At 70.0% G+C, this 17,548-nt stretch carries 13 protein-coding genes; 11 read left to right on the top strand and 2 right to left on the bottom strand.

Annotation, left to right across the window (positions count from 1 at the left end):
- Nucleotides 1-21: 21 nt before the first annotated feature.
- The 5 genes from ACFXKZ_RS04455 to ACFXKZ_RS04475 all read left to right on the top strand — a co-directional run bounded on the left by ACFXKZ_RS04455 (nucleotide 22) and on the right by ACFXKZ_RS04475 (nucleotide 6,319).
- Nucleotides 22-1,458, top strand: coding sequence for an amino acid permease (locus tag ACFXKZ_RS04455; protein WP_379996265.1), 1,437 nt, complete (start codon nucleotides 22-24; stop codon nucleotides 1,456-1,458).
- Between the two features lie 121 nt (nucleotides 1,459-1,579).
- Entirely contained in the window at nucleotides 1,580-2,806 is a 1,227-nt protein-coding gene (locus tag ACFXKZ_RS04460; protein ID WP_379996267.1) for an arginine deiminase, read from the top strand.
- Between the two features lie 135 nt (nucleotides 2,807-2,941).
- Nucleotides 2,942-3,943: an ornithine carbamoyltransferase gene (gene argF, locus ACFXKZ_RS04465; protein ID WP_379996269.1), complete on the top strand. Its 1,002-nt coding sequence runs from the start codon at nucleotides 2,942-2,944 to the stop codon at nucleotides 3,941-3,943.
- A gap of 155 nt (nucleotides 3,944-4,098) precedes the next feature.
- Entirely contained in the window at nucleotides 4,099-5,034 is a 936-nt protein-coding gene (gene arcC / locus ACFXKZ_RS04470; protein ID WP_379996271.1) for a carbamate kinase, read from the top strand.
- A gap of 229 nt (nucleotides 5,035-5,263) precedes the next feature.
- Nucleotides 5,264-6,319, top strand: coding sequence for a hypothetical protein (locus ACFXKZ_RS04475; protein ID WP_379996273.1), 1,056 nt, complete (start codon nucleotides 5,264-5,266; stop codon nucleotides 6,317-6,319).
- 541 nt (nucleotides 6,320-6,860) lie between these two features.
- Here the strand turns inward: ACFXKZ_RS04475 and ACFXKZ_RS04480 are convergent.
- The gene (locus tag ACFXKZ_RS04480) at nucleotides 6,861-8,171 is read right to left on the bottom strand and encodes a TerD family protein (RefSeq protein WP_379996275.1); all 1,311 of its coding nucleotides are present in this window, start codon (nucleotides 8,169-8,171) and stop codon (nucleotides 6,861-6,863) included.
- 298 nt (nucleotides 8,172-8,469) lie between these two features.
- On the opposite strand from ACFXKZ_RS04480, the gene ACFXKZ_RS04485 reads away from it, so the two are divergent.
- The 5 genes from ACFXKZ_RS04485 (at nucleotide 8,470) to ACFXKZ_RS04505 (ending at nucleotide 16,205) form a co-directional block, all read left to right on the top strand.
- On the top strand, nucleotides 8,470-9,324 hold the full coding sequence (locus tag ACFXKZ_RS04485; protein ID WP_379996277.1) for an ABC transporter permease: 855 nt from the start codon (nucleotides 8,470-8,472) through the stop codon (nucleotides 9,322-9,324).
- The gene (locus tag ACFXKZ_RS04490) at nucleotides 9,317-10,126 is read left to right on the top strand and encodes an ABC transporter permease (protein ID WP_379996279.1); all 810 of its coding nucleotides are present in this window, start codon (nucleotides 9,317-9,319) and stop codon (nucleotides 10,124-10,126) included. The genes ACFXKZ_RS04485 and ACFXKZ_RS04490 overlap by 8 nt, the downstream gene beginning before the upstream one ends.
- Nucleotides 10,127-10,164: 38 nt before the next feature.
- Nucleotides 10,165-11,112, top strand: a complete 948-nt coding sequence (locus ACFXKZ_RS04495) for an ATP-binding cassette domain-containing protein (RefSeq protein ID WP_379997294.1) — start codon at nucleotides 10,165-10,167, stop codon at nucleotides 11,110-11,112.
- Between the two features lie 192 nt (nucleotides 11,113-11,304).
- On the top strand, nucleotides 11,305-14,475 hold the full coding sequence (locus ACFXKZ_RS04500; RefSeq protein WP_379996281.1) for a hypothetical protein: 3,171 nt from the start codon (nucleotides 11,305-11,307) through the stop codon (nucleotides 14,473-14,475).
- Between the two features lie 92 nt (nucleotides 14,476-14,567).
- Nucleotides 14,568-16,205 (top strand): BCCT family transporter, encoded by a 1,638-nt coding sequence (locus ACFXKZ_RS04505; RefSeq protein ID WP_379996283.1) that lies wholly within the window; start codon nucleotides 14,568-14,570, stop codon nucleotides 16,203-16,205.
- Nucleotides 16,206-16,459: 254 nt separating this feature from the next.
- Here the strand turns inward: ACFXKZ_RS04505 and ACFXKZ_RS04510 are convergent, their stop codons facing one another.
- The gene (locus ACFXKZ_RS04510; RefSeq protein WP_379996285.1) at nucleotides 16,460-16,960 is read right to left on the bottom strand and encodes a hypothetical protein; all 501 of its coding nucleotides are present in this window, start codon (nucleotides 16,958-16,960) and stop codon (nucleotides 16,460-16,462) included.
- 193 nt (nucleotides 16,961-17,153) lie between these two features.
- On the opposite strand from ACFXKZ_RS04510, the gene ACFXKZ_RS04515 reads away from it, so the two are divergent.
- Complete coding sequence (locus tag ACFXKZ_RS04515; RefSeq protein ID WP_379996288.1) at nucleotides 17,154-17,540, top strand: peptidase inhibitor family I36 protein; 387 nt, start codon at nucleotides 17,154-17,156, stop codon at nucleotides 17,538-17,540.
- The last annotated feature ends 8 nt before the right edge of the window (nucleotides 17,541-17,548 follow it).

A 17,548-nucleotide genomic window follows, 5' to 3' on the forward strand; every position in this document is an offset into this window, starting at 1 on the left:
TCGACACACGGAGGAGCAGCGATGAGCCACGCGGTGGATCCCGAGTCCCCGGCCGTCACATCGGCGCCCCCACCCGCGGCGGACGACCCGGATCCGGCACAGGGCACCCTCGGCCTGCCACAGGCGACCGCGCTCGTGATCGGCGGCGTGGTCGGCACCGGCATCTTCCTGCTGCCGGCCACGCTCGCCAAGTACGGCACCATCAGCATCCTTGCCTTCGGCCTGGTCACCGTCGGCGCGCTGGCGATCGCCGCGATCTTCGGTAAAATCGGTGCCCGCGTTCCCGCGGCCGGCGGCCCGTACGCCTACGCCCGCGAGGCGTTCGGCGAGTTCCCGGGCTTCCTGAACGCGTGGTCCTTCTGGATCACCGCATGGGCCGGCAACGCGGGCATCGCGGTGGCCTGGGTCGGCTACGTCAACTACTTCCTGCACTGGGACTCCACACCGGGCAAGATCGCGATCGCGCTCGTCGGCCTGTGGATCCCGGCCCTGATCAACCTGTCCGGCGTCAAGAACATGGGCCTGTTCCAGGTCGTCACCACCGTGCTCAAGTTCGTCCCGCTGATGTTCGTCGCCATCGTCGGCCTGTTCTTCATCGACAACGCCAACTTCGGCCCGTTCAACGCGAGCGGCAAGAGCTTCCTCGGCGCCCTCCAGGTCTCTGCCGCGCTGGTGGTGTTCGCCTACTCGGGCATCGAGGCCGCCTCGGTCGCCGCGGCGAAGGTCAAGGACCCCCGACGCAACATCGGCAGGGCCTCGATCCTCGGCACGCTCGCCTGCGCCGCGGTGTACATGCTGAGCACAATCGCGGTGATGGGCAACGTGCCGCACGGCGAACTCGTCGACTCCTCGGCCCCGTTCTCCGACGCGCTGAACAATATGTTCGGCGGGAGCGTCTGGGGCGGCCTGATGGCCGCGATGGCGATCGTCTCCGGGATCGGTGCGCTCAACGGCTGGACCATGCTGTGCGCGGAGATGCCGTACGCCGCGGCCAGGGACGGCATGTTCCCCCGCCCGTTCGCCGAGGTCAACCGGGCGGGGGTGCCTGCGTTCGGCATCCTTGTCGCGACGGTCCTGACCTCGGTCGTGGTCGCGGTGAACTACCTGTGGTCCGAGGACGCGTTCGAGACGATCCTGCTGCTCGCCACCGTCACCACCGTGATCCCGTACCTGTTCTCCGCGTCGGCGCAACTGTTCTGGCTGGTCACCCGTGAGCGCCCGGTCTCTCGCGCGGCGCTGGCCAAGGACCTGGTCATCGCGGTCGTGGGCTTCGCGTTCACGCTGTGGATGGTCTACGGCGCGGGCTCCGACGCGGTGCTCAAGAGCCTGATCATGCTGCTGCTCGGCATCCCGGTCTACATCTGGGTCAAGGCCGCGCGCGGCGAGTACGGCCCCGGCGGCGCCGAGGCGCCACCCACCGAGCCGGTGGACATCACCGTCGACATGCGCGGGCACTAGCGCGGTGCGCGCCCGGCGCGCGCATCGTGTCCCCACGAACCGGAAACACCATCCGCAAGCCTGTCCGGTCCCGACGACCGGCACGTACACCGCAGTTCGCAACGGTCAGGAGGACCATTCCATGGGGTTCCACGTCGAGTCGGAGACCGGTCGTCTCAAGCAGGTGATCCTGCACCGTCCGGACCTGGAGATGAAGCGGCTGACCCCGACGAACAAGGACGAACTCCTGTTCGACGACGTCCTGTGGGTCAAGCGGGCCCGCGAGGAGCACGACGCCTTCGCGGACGCGCTGCGCGATCGGGGCATTCGCGTGCACCTGTTCACCGACCTGCTGCGCGAGACCCTCGCGAGCGAGCCGCCGGCGAAGAAGATGGTCCTGGACCGAGTCTTCGACGAACGCGAGTTCGGCCTGCTCGCGGTGGATGAACTGCGCGGCCTGTTCGAGGGCTTCGACGTCAACGAACTGGTGCGCTACCTGGTCGGCGGGATCACCAAGCGGGAGATCCTGGAGTACATGGAGGAGCCGCACAGCGTCGCGTTCCACACCATGGACGTGGACGACTTCGTGCTCAAGCCGCTGCCCAACCACATCTTCACCCGCGACACCTCGTGCTGGGTCTACGACGGCGTCGCGGTGAACGCGATGACGATGCCCGCCCGCCGGCGCGAGACGGTGCACTTCGAGGCGATCTACACCTACCACCCGAACTTCGCCAAGGGCGACTTCAACGTGTGGAACCCCGGTCAGAAAAGCTTCCCCGCGACGATGGAGGGCGGCGACGTCCTGGTCATCGGCAACGGGGCGGTACTGGTCGGCATGAGCGAGCGCACCACCCCGCAGGGCGTCGAGGCGCTGGCGCGGGCACTGTTCAAGCACGGCTCCGCGACCAAGGTGGTGGCGCTGAGCATGCCGAAGAAGCGCGCGTTCATGCACCTCGACACGGTGATGACGATGCTCGACGGCGAGACGTTCACCAAGTACGCGGGCATGGGCATGCTGCCCTCGTACACGATCGAACCGGGCGACCACGAGGAGGCGCTCAAGGTCACCGACCACCCCGCCCACGACATGCACAAGGCGATCGCGAGCGCGCTGGACCTGTCCGACATCCGAGTCCTGGCCGCCACCCAGGACGTGCGCTCGGCCGAGCGCGAGCAGTGGGACGACGGGTGCAACGTACTGGCCGTGGAGCCCGGCGTGGTCTTCGCCTACGAACGCAACGTCACCACGAACACCTTCCTGCGCAAGAACGGCATCGAGGTGGTCACCATCCGTGGCAGCGAACTCGGCCGCGGCCGCGGCGGACCGCGCTGCATGAGTTGTCCCGTCGAGCGCGAGGCCGTCTAACCTGGCGGTTTGCCGATCCGTACGACCGTCGCCCGACCGTCGTGCACCCACGTGCGATCCGTCGAACCCCCGGTGTCCGACGGCTCCCCGATCCCCCGGATCCCCCGATCCCCGTTCGAAGAGAAGCCCGGAGCCATGGCCTTCAATCTGCGTCACCGCAACTTCCTCAAGGAATTGGACTTCACGCCCAAGGAGTTCAATCACCTGCTCGACCTCGCCGCGGACCTGAAGGCCGCGAAGTACGCGGGCATCGAGCAAAAGCGCCTCGTCGGCAAGAACATCGCGCTGATCTTCGAGAAGACCTCGACCCGCACGCGGTGCGCGTTCGAGGTCGCCGCGTACGACCAGGGCGCGGGCGTGACCTACCTCGACCCGAGTGGCTCGCAGATCGGCCACAAGGAGTCGATGAAGGACACTGCGCGGGTGCTCGGCCGGATGTACGACGGCATCGAATACCGAGGCAGCAAGCAGGAGTACGTCGAGGAACTCGGCAAGTACGCGGGCGTGCCCGTGTGGAACGGCCTGACCGACGAGTGGCACCCCACGCAGATGCTCGCGGACATGCTCACGATGCGCGAACACTCGGACAAGCCGCTGCACCGCGTCTCGTTCGCCTACCTCGGCGACGCCCGCAACAACATGGGCAACTCGCTGCTGATCACCGCCGCGATGCTGGGCATGGACGTACGCATGGTGGCGCCCGAGGCATTGTGGAACCACCCGGAGATCGTCGACAAGGCCAAGGAGATCGCGGTCGGGACCGGAGCCACGATCACCCACACCACCGACGTCGCCGAAGGCGTCAAGGGCGTGGACTTCCTGTACACCGACGTGTGGGTGTCCATGGGCGAGCCCAAGGAGGTCTGGGACACCCGGATCGCGCAACTCAAGGCGTACCAGGTCAACATGGACGTGGTGAAGGCGACCGGGAACCCCAAGGTCAAGTTCATGCACTGCCTCCCCGCCTTCCACGACCGCAACACCGCGGTCGGTCGGGACATCTTCGAGAAGACCGGCATGGAGGCGCTGGAGGTCACCGACGAGGTCTTCGAATCGGAGTTCTCGATCGTCTTCGACGAGGCCGAGAACCGCCTGCACACGATCAAAGCCGTCATGGTCGCCACCCTCGGCGACTGACACGCGGCGGAAGGATCGGCGCGGCCCTGGCACCGGACCACCGGTACCCGGGCCGCGCGTGGTTACGGAACGCCCTATTCATCCCGCTTTGCCGCGACGATCGCGATCGGCCGACCGCCGTTTGCGATCTTCGCCCCGGACCGAAGGGATCCACCATGCGCGTCGTCGTCGCCCTCGGCGGAAACGCGATGCTTCAGCGCGGGGACAAGCCCGACGCCGACATCCAACTGCACAACATCCAAAAGGCGGTCAAGTCACTGGCCCCGTTGGCGCGTGAGCACGAGCTGGTGGTGACCCACGGCAACGGTCCCCAGGTCGGCGTACTGGCCCTGCAATCCGCCGCCGACCAGTCGCTCAGCCAGCCCTACCCGTTCGACGTGCTGGGCGCGATGACCCAGGGCATGATCGGCTACTGGCTGCTCCAGTCGCTGCAGAACGCGCTGCCCGGCCGCCAGGTGTGCTCACTGATCAACCAGACCCTCGTCTCCACCGCCGACCCCGCCTTCCAGGACCCGACCAAGTTCGTCGGCCCCGTCTACGAGGAGGACGAGGCCAAACGGCTCGCGCAGGAGCGCGGCTGGATCGTCAAGCAGGACGGCAAGTGGTGGCGCCGCGTGGTGCCCTCGCCCAAACCCGCGCGCGTGGTGGAGACCCGGCTGATCCGCCAACTGCTCGCCTCCGGCGCGGTCGCGGTGTGCGCGGGCGGCGGAGGCGTGCCCGTGGTGCGCAACGAACTCGGCCAGCTCACCGGCGTCGAGGCCGTGGTGGACAAGGACCTCACCGCGGCGCTGCTCGCCGAAGCCCTCGACGCCGACGCGCTGTTGCTGCTCACGGACGTGCCCCGGGTGATGCGCGGATTCGGGCAGCCCGATGCGCAGGAGATCGCCAACGCCACGCCCATGCAACTGCGCGCCGGCGACTTCCCGGCCGGGTCGATGGGGCCCAAGGTCGACGCCATCTGCCGGTTCGTCGAGATGACCGGTGACATGGCGGCGATCGGCGCGTTGGATCAGGCCGCGGAGATCCTGCGGGGCAATGCCGGGACGATCGTCACGCCGAGCGGCAAGTATCCGGAGACCAGCCTGCTCTGATGGGGTTCGGGGGTTGGTGCTCGGTGCCTGGTTTTCGGGGCCGGGTGTTCGGTGCACTGCGGGTCGCTGGTCCGCGGTCCGCGGTCGGCGGTCGGTCGTCGGCGCGGACGGCCGGGGTGGTTCGGGGCGCGGCGGGCCCGCGGGAACGCGGGTTCGCCGACGATCTTTTCGAGCGCGGATCGGTAAAGGGTCTGGTCCGATCGACCCGTGTGCTGTGACCATGTCGAGCATGGCCGTCTCCGTGATGCCTGCCGCCGACACACTCGCCCGAACGCTGCTCGCCGCCCGAGGCGCCGAGTGGGGGGATTGGTCCGTCGAAGCCCTCCAGGAGACCGCCGGGCGGCTCGGCTGGGAGACTCGCCGGGACGAGGACGGGCGCCTGGTGATCGAGACCGGCATCCCCGGACTGCTGTGCCGGGGCGATCCCGGCGAGCATGCCGAGGGAGCGCCGTGCGTACGCCTCACCGCTCCGCTGCCGGTCCGCGTGGATCCACCGCCGCCGACGCCGGGCCTGCAGGGCCCCGTGGTGCCCGGCCAGTACGCCTACGGCGGCGGAGGCGGGATCGGCGCCTGGGGCACGGTGCCCTATGTCCGCGACCGCGGGCGGGAGTTGGACGCCGCGCACACCCGGCTCGGCGCGGCGCTCACCGCGACCCTGGGGCCCGCGCCCTGGCGTGGCGGGCCGGCCGCGTGGTTGCGGTGGCGGTCGCGCCGGATCACCCTGCGGCTCTCGCGTGACGACGCGAACGAGGCGCTGGTGATGGAGTTGTTCCCCACCCGCGCGGGCGAGGCCTTCGAACGGCGCGGATTCGAGCGCGCGGAATCGCTCGCCGGACTGCCGTACATCTGGTGCGTCAGCCGGCCCGACATGAGCCTGGCCGAGCTGTTCCTGCCGTTCGGGCCGGACCCGCGCGACTGGGCCGACTTTTGCGACGCGCTTCCGCGCGTACTGTCCTCGCTGGTGGTGGACATGCCCCTGGTCGGATGGGTGGAACCGGTGCTGCTGGTCTTGGGCGACGTCGCCGAACCCGCGCACACGGCCGAGATCCGGGTCGGACAGGACCGGCTCGAACTCGGCAACATGCCGGGCAACGGACGCCAGGTCTGGCTGCGCCCCGGCGCCGAACACGCGGTCGAGGCCGCCGAGTCGATCCTGGAGGCATTCGCCCACTGGGGCATCGACGGCGTCCGCAGACTGCGCACCCGGGCGTGGACGTCCGGCGGTTACGTCGACCTGCCGGGCATCGGCGTACGCCCGGAGGGAACCCACCCGGACGACGCGTGAGCGGGCACGGGGCGGCCCTCCGGGCGTAGGGCGACCGCGGGCCCGGGCCGGCCGCGAGTTGGCCGCAGGCGCCGAGTGGCCGCACGGAGGGCGCCTGCACGGGGATCCGTGATTACTCGCGACCGGGAGGGCGCCCGTGGACTACACCTGCGACCGAATGCTCCTGCGACCACCGGCACGCCTTGTTCCGGCCGCCGTGAGTCCACGCCCGCGACTACATTCGTGCGCCTGCGCAGTCGACCAAGTGCACACTCGCCATCCCTCCCGTGCGCCTGTGGCTGCAACGGCGACAGAGGCCGCGCTTGCAACCACATTTGTGCGTTTGCGCCCGCGACCAAATGCGTACCCGCGATCGCTTCCGTGCGCCTGCGCCTGCGCCTACGGCTGCAACCGCGACCGAGGCCGCACCTGCCACCGCTCTCCGGGCCCGTGCGCCTGCACCCAAGTCCATGCCCTGTGACCGCCCGCGCCCACGATCGCGACGGCGCCCGCGCCCGTGCCCGCGACGTGTGCGAGCTCGGGTGCGGGCGTCGGCTTCGCGTCAGTCCTTCGTGCCCGCCCGCCACTGCAGGCCCCAGCCGTACGCCTGGTCGACCTTCTCCTGGTTGCCCTTGATGTAGCGCACCTCGCGCTGGATCGTCAGATCCCCACCCTGGTTCTGCACCAACGCGATCGCGCACGACCGCGCCGCGCCACCGGTCTCGTCGAGCCTGATCTCCAGCTCGGGTCCGGTCGCCGGCGTCAACGTCACCACCGCCTGTGCGTCGTCGAACGTCACACCCTTGTAGATGAACGCGAAGATCAACAGGCGCTTGAAGCTGCTCTTGTGATCGAGGTTGATGAACAGGTTCTCGCCGGCGGCATTGGCGCCCGTGCGGTCGTCGCCGTCCAGGTACACGTACGGGGGCGAGTCGGCCGAGCCGAACGAGTTGCCGAGCGCCTGCACGATCCCCTTCCTACCGTCGGACAGCTCCCACAGGCAGCACAGGTCGAGGTCCGTCGGCCCCATCAACCGCTTGAGCATGCCGCGCCCGGGAGCGGCCTGAACCCAGTTCAGGTTCACCCGCATCCGACTCCCGGTGATGCCTTCCTTGCTCAGCGAGACCATCGGCGACGCCTTGGTCAACGTCACCTTGCTCAGCCGCACCGGCGGCCGGGCCGGATTGCTCGGGGCCGGCGACTGCCGGGTGACGGGCGGCGGCGTGGAGGCGGGCCGCGGCGCCGGCTCCGGCTTGCGGACGTTCAGCCGGGGCGGAGCCGGCTGCTGCACCGGGGGCGGAGGCGGCGGCGGCGCCTGCACCCGCGGGGGAGCGGGCGGCGGCGGGGCGGTCACCGAGATGCCGAAGTCGGTGGCGAGCCCTTCCAGGCCGGTCGAGTAGCCCTGCCCGATCGCCCGGAACTTCCAGGCCCCGCCCCGGCGATACAACTCGCCCGCGAGCATGGCGGTCTCCACGGTGGCGTTCGCGATGTCGAACCGGACCAGGTCCACCTCGGCCCCCGGGTCGCTCACCAGCAGGTGCAGATCCCGGATGCCCGCGAAGGTGCCGTTGTGCGCCGACGCCGCGAGCACCACCCGATCCACGCTCGCCGGCATCGACCCGAGATCGATCTCCAGCGCGTCCCGCGACCAGGTCCCCTCGTCCTTGCCGACGTGTCGCACCGCGCCGGACGGATGGGCCGGCTGGTTGTAGAACACGAAGTCGGCGTCACTCGCGACGCGACCGGACGCGCCCAACAACAGCGCCGACGCGTCCAGACCGGGTGTACCCGGCCCCGGCCGCCAGACGAGGACCGCGCGCACCTTCGCGGGGGTCACCGGCGTGTTCTGTCCCTTGCCCAACTGCTGCACCATGGACACGATCGTCACACGAGTGTGCTCATCGGTTCATCCCTTGACGCGAAAAAATCGGGTGCCCACTCGTACGGGTGAGTAAAACCTGGATGAAACGTACCCGAGTGTCCGCTATTCTTGCTCGCCTTGCCCGGGGTGTTGCGGGCCGGAGTCGGCGTTCGTCACGCATCAGACTCCGCGCAACGAAACCAAGAGTGAGCATCCCACGCCTCCGACCGAGGTCACTCCGGTATGCCCGGACTCGCGTGCCCGTTCGGCTCCGCCGACGCCGCACGCCGCCCGGGGAAGGGATTTCACCATGTCATTCGCTTCCGCGCGCCCGCTGCGGCCCGACCGTCCGCCCGATCGCCGGGCCCGCCTGTACCGCTTCGGCGCGCTGTTCGGCGCGGGCTTTCGCCGCTGGTCCACGTACCGCCAGGCGGCGCTCGCCGGACTGTTCACCAACATCGTCTTCGGTGTGATGATCTACTCGCTGCTGCGCGCCCTGGCCGACGACGGCCGCCGGCCGGGCGGCTACGACACCACCCAACTCGCCACCTACGTCTGGGTCGGCCAGGGCATCCTCAGCGTCGTCCACGTGTGGTCCTGGAACGAGCTCGCCGACCGCGTCCGCAGCGGAGACGTGACCGCCGATCTGCTGCGCCCCATCGACCCCTTCGAAGCGTTCCTGGCCGCCGACCTGGGGCGCGCCGCCTACGCGGTCCTCGCCCGCATGGTCGTCCCCGTCCTCGCCGGCGGCCTGATGTTCACCCTGTACGTCCCGCATCGCCTCTACACGGTGCCGCTGTTCGTCATCTCGCTGACCCTGGGCACGGTGCTCAGCTTCGCCCTGCGCTATCTGGTCAACCTCGGCGCGTTCTGGCTCCTCGACGCGCGCGGGCTGAGTGCGGTGTGGCTGCTCGCCTCCGGGGTGTTCGCGGGCACCTTTTTCCCGCTGCGCTTCCTGCCCGAGTGGGCGCAGGCGGTGTTGTGGTTCGGTACCCCGTTTCCCGGGTTGTTCCAGATCCCGCTCGACGTGCTGGTCGAACGTCCCGGTCCCGCACAGCAGATCGGCAGCGTCGTCCTGCAACTGGTGTGGGTCGCGATCCTGATCCCGCTCGTGGCGCGCGTGCAGCGCGCCGCCACCGACAGGCTGGTGATCCAGGGTGGCTGAGCCGGGAGTCGGACAGGCGTACGTGCGCCTGGTGCGGGCCCAGATTCGCAGTCAGACCCAGTACCGGTTGTCGTTCGGCATCGATGTCGCGTCCTGCGCGCTCGGCACGCTCGTCGAGGCCGCGGTGATCCTGGTGGTATTCCGCGTCTCGCCGACGGTCGGCGGATTCGGGCTGCGCGAGGTGTTGGTGATGTCCGCGCTCGCGGCCTTCGCGTTCGACCTCGCGGACCTGCTGGTGGGCAACATCGAACGTCTGTCCACATATGTTCGCAAGGGCACGCTCGACACCATCCTCATCCGCCCGCTGCGCGTGTTGCCGCAACTGCTCGCCACCGACTTCGCGTTGCGCCGCGTCGGGCGTGTGGCGCAGTCGTCGGTGCTGCTGGTGGCAGTCCTCGTATACGCCGGCATCGACTGGACACCGGCGCGCGTGCTGATGCTCGCGCTCACCCCGCTCGCGGGCTGCGCGCTGTTCGCGGCCGTGTTCCTGCTGGGCGCCTGCGTCGCGTTCTGGTTCGTCGAATCCGGCGAGATCGCGAACGCGTTCACCTACGGCGGCAAGGAGTTCGCCCGCTATCCGGCGACGATCTACCCGGGGCTGCTGCGCCGGGTGTTCGGGTACGGGGTCGGCCTCGCGCTCGTCGGCTATCAACCCGCGCTGTTCCTGACGGGGCACGCGGATCCGCTCGGCGGGCCGAACTGGCTCGCCTGGTCCTCTCCGGCCGCCGCCGCGCTCGCCTGGACGATCGCGCTGCTGGTGTGGCGGACGGGGATTCGGCACTACAGGAGTACGGGATCGTGATCGACACCGCGACCGAGACGATGATCGAGACCGACACGATGATCGAAGTGCGCGACCTGCGCAAGGAATTCACGATCAAGCGCAAGATAGGCCGGGTGCGGCGGGAAACGCGGACGGTGTCCGCGGTCGACGGCGTCGAACTGAGCATCGCCCGGGGCGAGATGGTCGGCTACATCGGACCCAACGGGGCCGGCAAGTCGACCACGCTCAAGATGATGACCGGGATCCTGACCCCGACCTCGGGCCACATCCGCGTCTGCGGACTCGAGCCGGTGCCCCGCCGGCGCCGACTCGCCCGCCGGATCGGGGTGGTCTTCGGGCAGCGCTCGCAACTGTGGTGGGACCTACCGCTGCGCGAGTCGTTCCGGCTGTTGGGCGCGGTGTACACGGTGCCGCGCGTCGAACACGAGGCCCGGCTCAAGCGATGCCGGGCGATGCTGGAACTGGACGAGTTCATGGACACCCCGGTGCGCCAACTCTCCCTCGGGCAGCGCATGCGCGGCGAGATCACCGCGGCGCTCCTGCACGGACCCGACGTGTTGTTCCTGGACGAGCCGACGATCGGACTCGACGTGGTCAGCAAGCAGTCGCTGCGCGCGTTCCTGGCGGACATCGGCGCCGGCGGGGAGGTGACGACCGTCCTCACCACCCACGACCTCGCCGACATCGAACACCTGTGCCGACGCCTGATCGTGATCGACCGGGGACACGTGGTCCACGACGGCACGCTGGAGGCCCTGCACGCGCGCTATGGCTCGCGCCGGCGAGTGGTGGTCGATCTGGACGAGGCGCGCGAGCTGGATGTGCGCATGCCGGGGGTTACGGTCGAGGGCGCCGAGGCGGACGGTCGCCGGGTCACCTTTGCGCTGGACGGGGTGCCTGCGGGGGAGTTGATCGCCAGGATCGCGCGCGACGGTGGGTTGCGGGACGTGTCCGTGCGCGAGCCGACCATCGAGGAGGTGGTGGCGCGGTTGTATCGGGAGTGACGGGGCGTGTCGGGTGTCTGGAGAGCGGGCCCGGGCGGTGGTTCCGGAAGCGGGCGCCGGCGGTGCGTGCGCCGATCGACGCGCCGTGGACCGGGTGGGTGCCGGAACGGCGGGCACGGCCCCGGTTTGAGGGATTGCCCGCTGCGGGCGTGTGCCGCCCGGGAGGAGAGTCTTCCTCAGGGAGGACGGGACATGGCGCATGGTGAGGAGGAAGTCGTCGGTGCCGCGCTGCTGCGCTGGGCGGACGGGCGGTTTCCGTTGCCGACCGATCCGGGGCATCGCTGGTACACCGCTCGAGGGGGCGTCGTCGCGGCCTTGGCCGGGGCCGCGGTGACGCTGCGGGCGGCGGATCCCGACGCGAAGGCGACGGGGTGGGTGGGCGACGCCGACCCGGACCAGTTGCGGATCCTCGCCGCTGCGTCCGCCCGTCCTCCCGTCCTCGTGGTGGTGGGCGCGGCCGGGACGGGCAAGACCAGGACCGCCGCGATGATCATCCGGCGGGAGATCGACACCGGCGGTCGGGTGCTCGTGGTGACGCGACAGCGTTACGGCGTACAGCGGTTGTGGGCGGAACTCGCCGACGTCGGGGTCGACGTCGGGGCGCGGGTGCCATCCCCGGGCGCGGGTGCGGGCGGGAGGTGGGGCGCCGGCGAGGGGGCGGGTGCCGAGGACGGTGCGGTGTTGGATCGGCACAGGCGTGCCATGGTCGAGCCGTTCGGCGCCTGGGGGTTGACCCTGCACGGGATCCAGGACCACCTCGTCGGGCGGGCGCCGTGGACCGGGCCCGTTCTCGATCCCCGGCGCGCGGCGGAACTCGATCCAGGCGAGGCCCGGCGGCTCGGATGCGACCTCGAGCGCTTCGTGCGCGCGGGCGGGCTGCGTGACCGCGTGTGGCACGGGGTAAAGATCGACACCCCCGAGCAGGCGCGGACCATGGTCGGCGAACTCGCCGAGTTGCGTGCTCGCTTCCGGGTGATCCGGGCGGCCGCGAGGCGGGCCCGACTGCATCCCGATGGGCCCGAACCGCGCGATCCGGCCGAGTGGGCCGCGTGTCTGGCCCTCGTCAAACGGGTGCGAGAGTTCTCGGTCGGCATCGATCCGGGGGTCCTCGTCGGGCCGTATTCGATCCGGCAACTGCTGGCGACCACGCACTGGTACGGCCGTCCCGCCGTCCGCCGCCATGTGCGCGAGCACACACGCTTTCCCATCGATCGGGGCGGGATGCGGCTCGCGCTGGCGGAGGCACGGGCGCTGCGTCGGCTCTTCCGGGAGCAGCCGGGCGGACTGCCCGAGGCGGCGTTCCTGCGGGCGATGGTGCCGGCGTGGGCCGACTCGGAGCACGAACGGCAGGCGCTCGCGGCGTACGCCGAAACCCTGTTCCCACCCCTGGGCCTGGCGGCCGACACCTCGTTACCCGACATCGCGACCCACCTCGACCGTTTCGCCCGGTCGATCTCGGCGAAGGGCGTGTCGCCGGAGGTACTCGCGGACCGCTGTCGCTCGTATGCCCGACTGGCGACCGCCGGCCTCGCCCCGCTCGTCGCCAGCCTGACGGCGCGGACGGTGCCGGCGGAACAGGTCGCGGACGAGTACGAGCGATTCCTGTACACCTCACTCGCACACGCCGCGACCGCCGGCGACCCCGGCGGGGTGGTGGGCCTGCAGGCGCACGCGCATCGCTATCGGACCCGAGCGGCGGCGACTGCGGGCGCGGGTGGACCCGGGTCGGTAGCACTCGCGGATGGGCGGATGCGGTTGCAGGCGATGCCGGCAAGCGTGCCGGTGCACGTGATGTCGCCGCGTGCGGCGCGGCAGTTGCCGGATAGCGCGCACTTCGACTTGGTGGTGGTGGACGACGCGGGGACGGTGAGCGAACGCGACGCGATCCCGGCGCTGTTGCGGGCGGATCGGGTCGTCGTGATCGGTGACCCCCTGGGGCCGGGGCTCGGCGATCCGGACGGCCCGGTCGAACCCGGCGACCCCGGTTCCGAAGGCGACCTGCGGTCGGTGCTCGCGTCGGTGAGCCGGTTCGTTGGGCCGATCCGGATCGGCTACCCGCACCGTGCCCTCGACGAACGGCTCGCGCTGCCTTCGGACGGCGCGACCGCCGCCCTCCCGGGCGTGCGCGGGGAGGTGGCCGTGCGGCACATCGTGTCGGTCGAGGACGATGTCGCGGCGGTGGTCGAGACGGTGCGGGAATACCGGGCACGCCATCCCGACGAGAGCGTTGCCGTCGTCACCCTGGGTGGGTCGCAGGCGCGCCGGATCCAGGCCGCGCTGCCGGCGGGGCGCTCGGGCCCGGACCTCGTGGTGGGTCGCGCGGCGGCCCTTCATGGCGGTGAGTGGGACACGGTGCTCCTCAGCGTCGGGGCGAAGCGGGATCGCGAGGGTCGGCTGATCCATCGATTCGGCGCGGCGACCATGCCCGGCGGGGACGCACTCGTTGCGTCGGCGGTGTCCCATGCACGCCGGCGACTGATCGTGGTGACCGCCTTCGAGGCGAGCGAACTCGACCCGGCCCGACTGCGCGCACGCGGCGCACGGCTGTTGCGAACGGTGCTACGGCACGCGGCCTCGGGCGGGTGCGGCCGTGGGAGGTCCGAGGGCGAAGCAGCGGTCGCGAGGGCGCCGGCGCGCGTGAAGGCGGTCGCGGGCGTGCGGCTCGGCGGGAACAGGCGCGACGTCGACGGCCCGGACGTGTTTCATGCGGACGTGCTCGATCGGCTGAGGGCGGCCGGTCTCGACCCGATGTACGAGTTCGGGGGCCCTGCGGGTGTTGTGATTGCGCTCCCCGAGCGTCCGGCTGATCTTGGTGCGGGTGCGGGTGCGGGTGCGGGTGCGGGTGCGGGTGCGGGTGCCTGCGAGCGAGTGAGGGTGGAGGCCGTTGTCGACGCGTGCGGAAGCCGCGATCGACATCCGACCGCAGCCAACAGCGCACCTTCCGCAGCCCCGCCCGCCCCCGCAGGCCCGCCTGCGGGCGCCGGCGGCTGCCTCGGAGCCCGCATCGGCGACACCCCTCATGTGGGTGAGGACGCGGTCGAGGCCGCGCACGCCGGTGCGCCTGTGTCCGCAGGCGCAGGCGCAGACTCGGTGACATCGACGAACGCAGTCGCGGGGTGCGGACGGTGCTCGCGACGGATGCTCGTCGCGATCGAGACGGATCGGAGCACGGTCTACCTCGCGACGCCCTCCGCGCGCGAGCGTGAGTGGCTGCGGACGGTTCGACTGGAGCGGCGCGGTTGGGCTGTGTACCGCCTTTGGAGCGGGGACTGGATTCGCGACCCGGACAAGCAGATTCGCCACATCGCGGCGCTTCACCGGTCGACGGCGGAGGCCGTACGGATGGCTGCGACAAAGGAGTGACACCCACGTTCGACCCGGCGCGCCCCCCTCGTCCCGATCCGCGAGCCCGCACGATGTGATGCGGGGCATATCCGGACGAAAAGGATGACTCAGTGAGCGGATCGAGCCGGGACGCCGCAGCCGCGCCTCGCGTGGACCCGGTCGTCGCGGGCATCGGCTTCGCCGCTGTTCTCGCCGTCGTCCTCTGGGGCGTCTTCGCGAAGGGTTCGCTCGATACGGCGGCATCGAGCGGCCTCGACTGGACGATCCGCAATTTCGGCTGGTTGTTCGTCGTCGCCGCCGACCTTTTCCTGGTGCTCGCGGTGTTCATCGCCCTGTCGAAGTACGGTCGGATCCGCCTGGGCCGAGACGACGACGAACCGGAGTTCGGCACCGGAGCCTGGATCGCGATGATGTTCAGCGCGGGCATGGGCATCGGGCTGATGTTCTACGCGGTGGCCGAGCCCATCCAGCACTTCACCACCCCGCCACCGGCCTCGGGAGCGGTCCCGGAGACCCCGGGCGCGGCCGGGGCGGCGCTCGAATGGACGTTGTTCCACTGGACGTTGCACCCGTGGGCCATCTACGCGATCGCCGGCCTCTCCCTCGCGTACGCGACCTTCCGGCGCGGTCGGGGAAATCGGGTCAGCGCGGCATTCGTGCCACTCCTGGGTCGGCACGCGGACGGTGCGGCGGGCCGGGCGATCGACCTGCTCGCCATCTTCGCGACCGTGTTCGGCTCGGCCACGAGCCTCGGTCTCGGTGCCCTTCAAGTGGCCAAGGGCCTCGACCTCACCACCGACATCGAGGACACCTCCACACTGCACGTGGTGATCATCGTAGCCCTGACGGCCGCGTTCGTGGTGTCCGCGTTCAGCGGGATCCATCGCGGCGTCAAGTGGCTCAGCACGGCGAACGTGCTGCTCGCGCTGATGCTCATGTTGTTCGTCTTCGTGGTCGGCCCGACGGTGTACGTCCTCGGCGTGTTGCCGGCCTCGGTCGGCAGCTACCTCAACGACCTGCTGACCACGGCGACCCGCACCGGAACCTTCGGCGGCGACGCGTGGATGGGCTCCTGGACGATCTTCTACTGGGCATGGTGGCTCTCCTGGGCCCCCTTCGTGGGGACGTTCATCGCACGCATCTCACGCGGCCGGACGGTCCGCCAGTTCGTGATCGGCGTACTGCTCGTACCCAGCGGGGCGAGCACCGTCTGGTTCGCGGTGATGGGCGGGACCGCGCTGCGGATGCAACAGACCGGCACGGCCGACTTGGTGGCCAAGGTCGCCGAGGGGCCGGAATCGGGGCTGTTCGCGATGCTGGACGCACTGCCCCTGTACGGCGTCACCGCGACCGTGACGATGGTCCTGGTCGCGCTGTACTTCGTCACCGGGGCCGACTCGGCATCTCTGGTGCTCGGTTCGCTGACCAGCCGGGGCTCACTGAGGCCGGGTCGCCTGCTGGTGGTCGTATGGGGCGCCCTGATCGGCGCGGTCGCCGCTGTACTGCTGGTCGCGGGCGGGCTCAAGTCTCTTCAGCAGGCGACCATTCTGGTCGCGTTGCCGTTCGTGTTGGTGATGATGGCGTTGTGTGTTGCGCTGTTGAAGGACCTGAACAGCGATCCGATGGTCGCCGCGGGTCCACGACGGATGCGGGCGCGCGGTCTGTCGGACGCGGTACGCACGGCGGTGGGCGCCGAAGACGACGGTGTCGAGGCCGAGGCCTTCCATCGACACCACGGCGGGATCTGAGCGCGCCGATCCGACTCGAAGGCGGCGCCGTGGCCGGGGCCCGCGGGCCCCGTCCGCCGAGACGTGGATGTAGCCGGCGCTGAACGAGAAACGCGGAGCGGATGTACGAGGTCCACATAGTGCCCGCTCGCGGTTGATTCGCCGATGGTGCCGACCGCCGCCGAACCGGCGGCGGTCGAACGGTGGATGACCACGTGATCGGGGGTCGGTCGCGGCGACCGAGCGGTCGACTCCCGATCGGCGCCGGACGTCGATCAGCGCTGGACGTCGATCACGATGCGGCTCGGGTTGGTCAGAACGGACGTGACCACCTGATGCACATTGCTCTTGTAGCCGATGCCGACCTTGAGTTTGCCTTCGAAGTCGCAGGTGATCGCGTATCCGGTGAGCGAGGGCAGGTTGGTCGTCACCTGACGCGGGCCCGTATAGGTGGGGTTGCCGTTGTCGTCGTGGGCGGCGCTCGCGATGTCCAACTCGAGGTACTCGGCGCTGTTGGGGAAGCTGATCGGCTTCCCGCTCGCGCACTGGTAGAGCTCGTTGCTCGTGGTGCTCCCGTAGGCGGGCACGCCGGCGGAGAAGTCGAGGACCACGCGGTCGTAGGTGGCGTGTTCCCCGGCGCGGATGTTGGTGAGGTAGGTGGCGCCGGCGGCCTGCGCTGTTCCGGACAACACGGTCGTCGCGGCGATGCCGACGACGGCGGCGACACCGAGCGCGGAGCGGACGAGATGGCGACGAGGGACGGACACAACAGCCATGACAGCCTCCGAGTAAAGCCGATACCTACACTGACGAAACGTTTCGCACTTCGGTTCCCGGATGCGGGATATTGATATCCGATGCACTCTTTAGAGCTAATTCACCGCCATTCGCGTGCGTTTTCCCCCTCCACGAGCGACCGTGGAAACACGTCGGAACCGGGGCACGGATTCGACGAACGGGGAACATCCCATGAACCGCATGCGACGCCGTTTTGTCTGCGCGCTGGCCTTGACCACGAGCCTGTTGACCGCGGTGGGAGCGCCCGGCGCATCCGCCGACACCGCCGCCGCGTCCGCGTGTGCGCCCGGGCAGGTGTGCTTCTGGCCCTCTCCGGGCTTCGCGGGCGCACCGACGGCGAGCTTCGAGTTGGCCGATTCCAACGTGGAGCAGTGTGTCTCCCTCCCCGAGGGGGTCGATGCGCTGTCCTTCGCGAACCGCATGGATCGCTACGTGACGATGTATCAGAGCCGGGAATGCGCCACGGAAGGCGACTTCAGCACCTATCCGGGTGAGGGCGTCTTCGTCCCCGATGTGCCGTTCACGGTAAGGGCGTTCGAGATCTGGGAGAAGCCGTGAGCGCGGTC

The organism is Embleya sp. NPDC059237 (genome assembly GCF_042754105.1).
GTDB lineage: Bacteria > Actinomycetota > Actinomycetes > Streptomycetales > Streptomycetaceae > Embleya.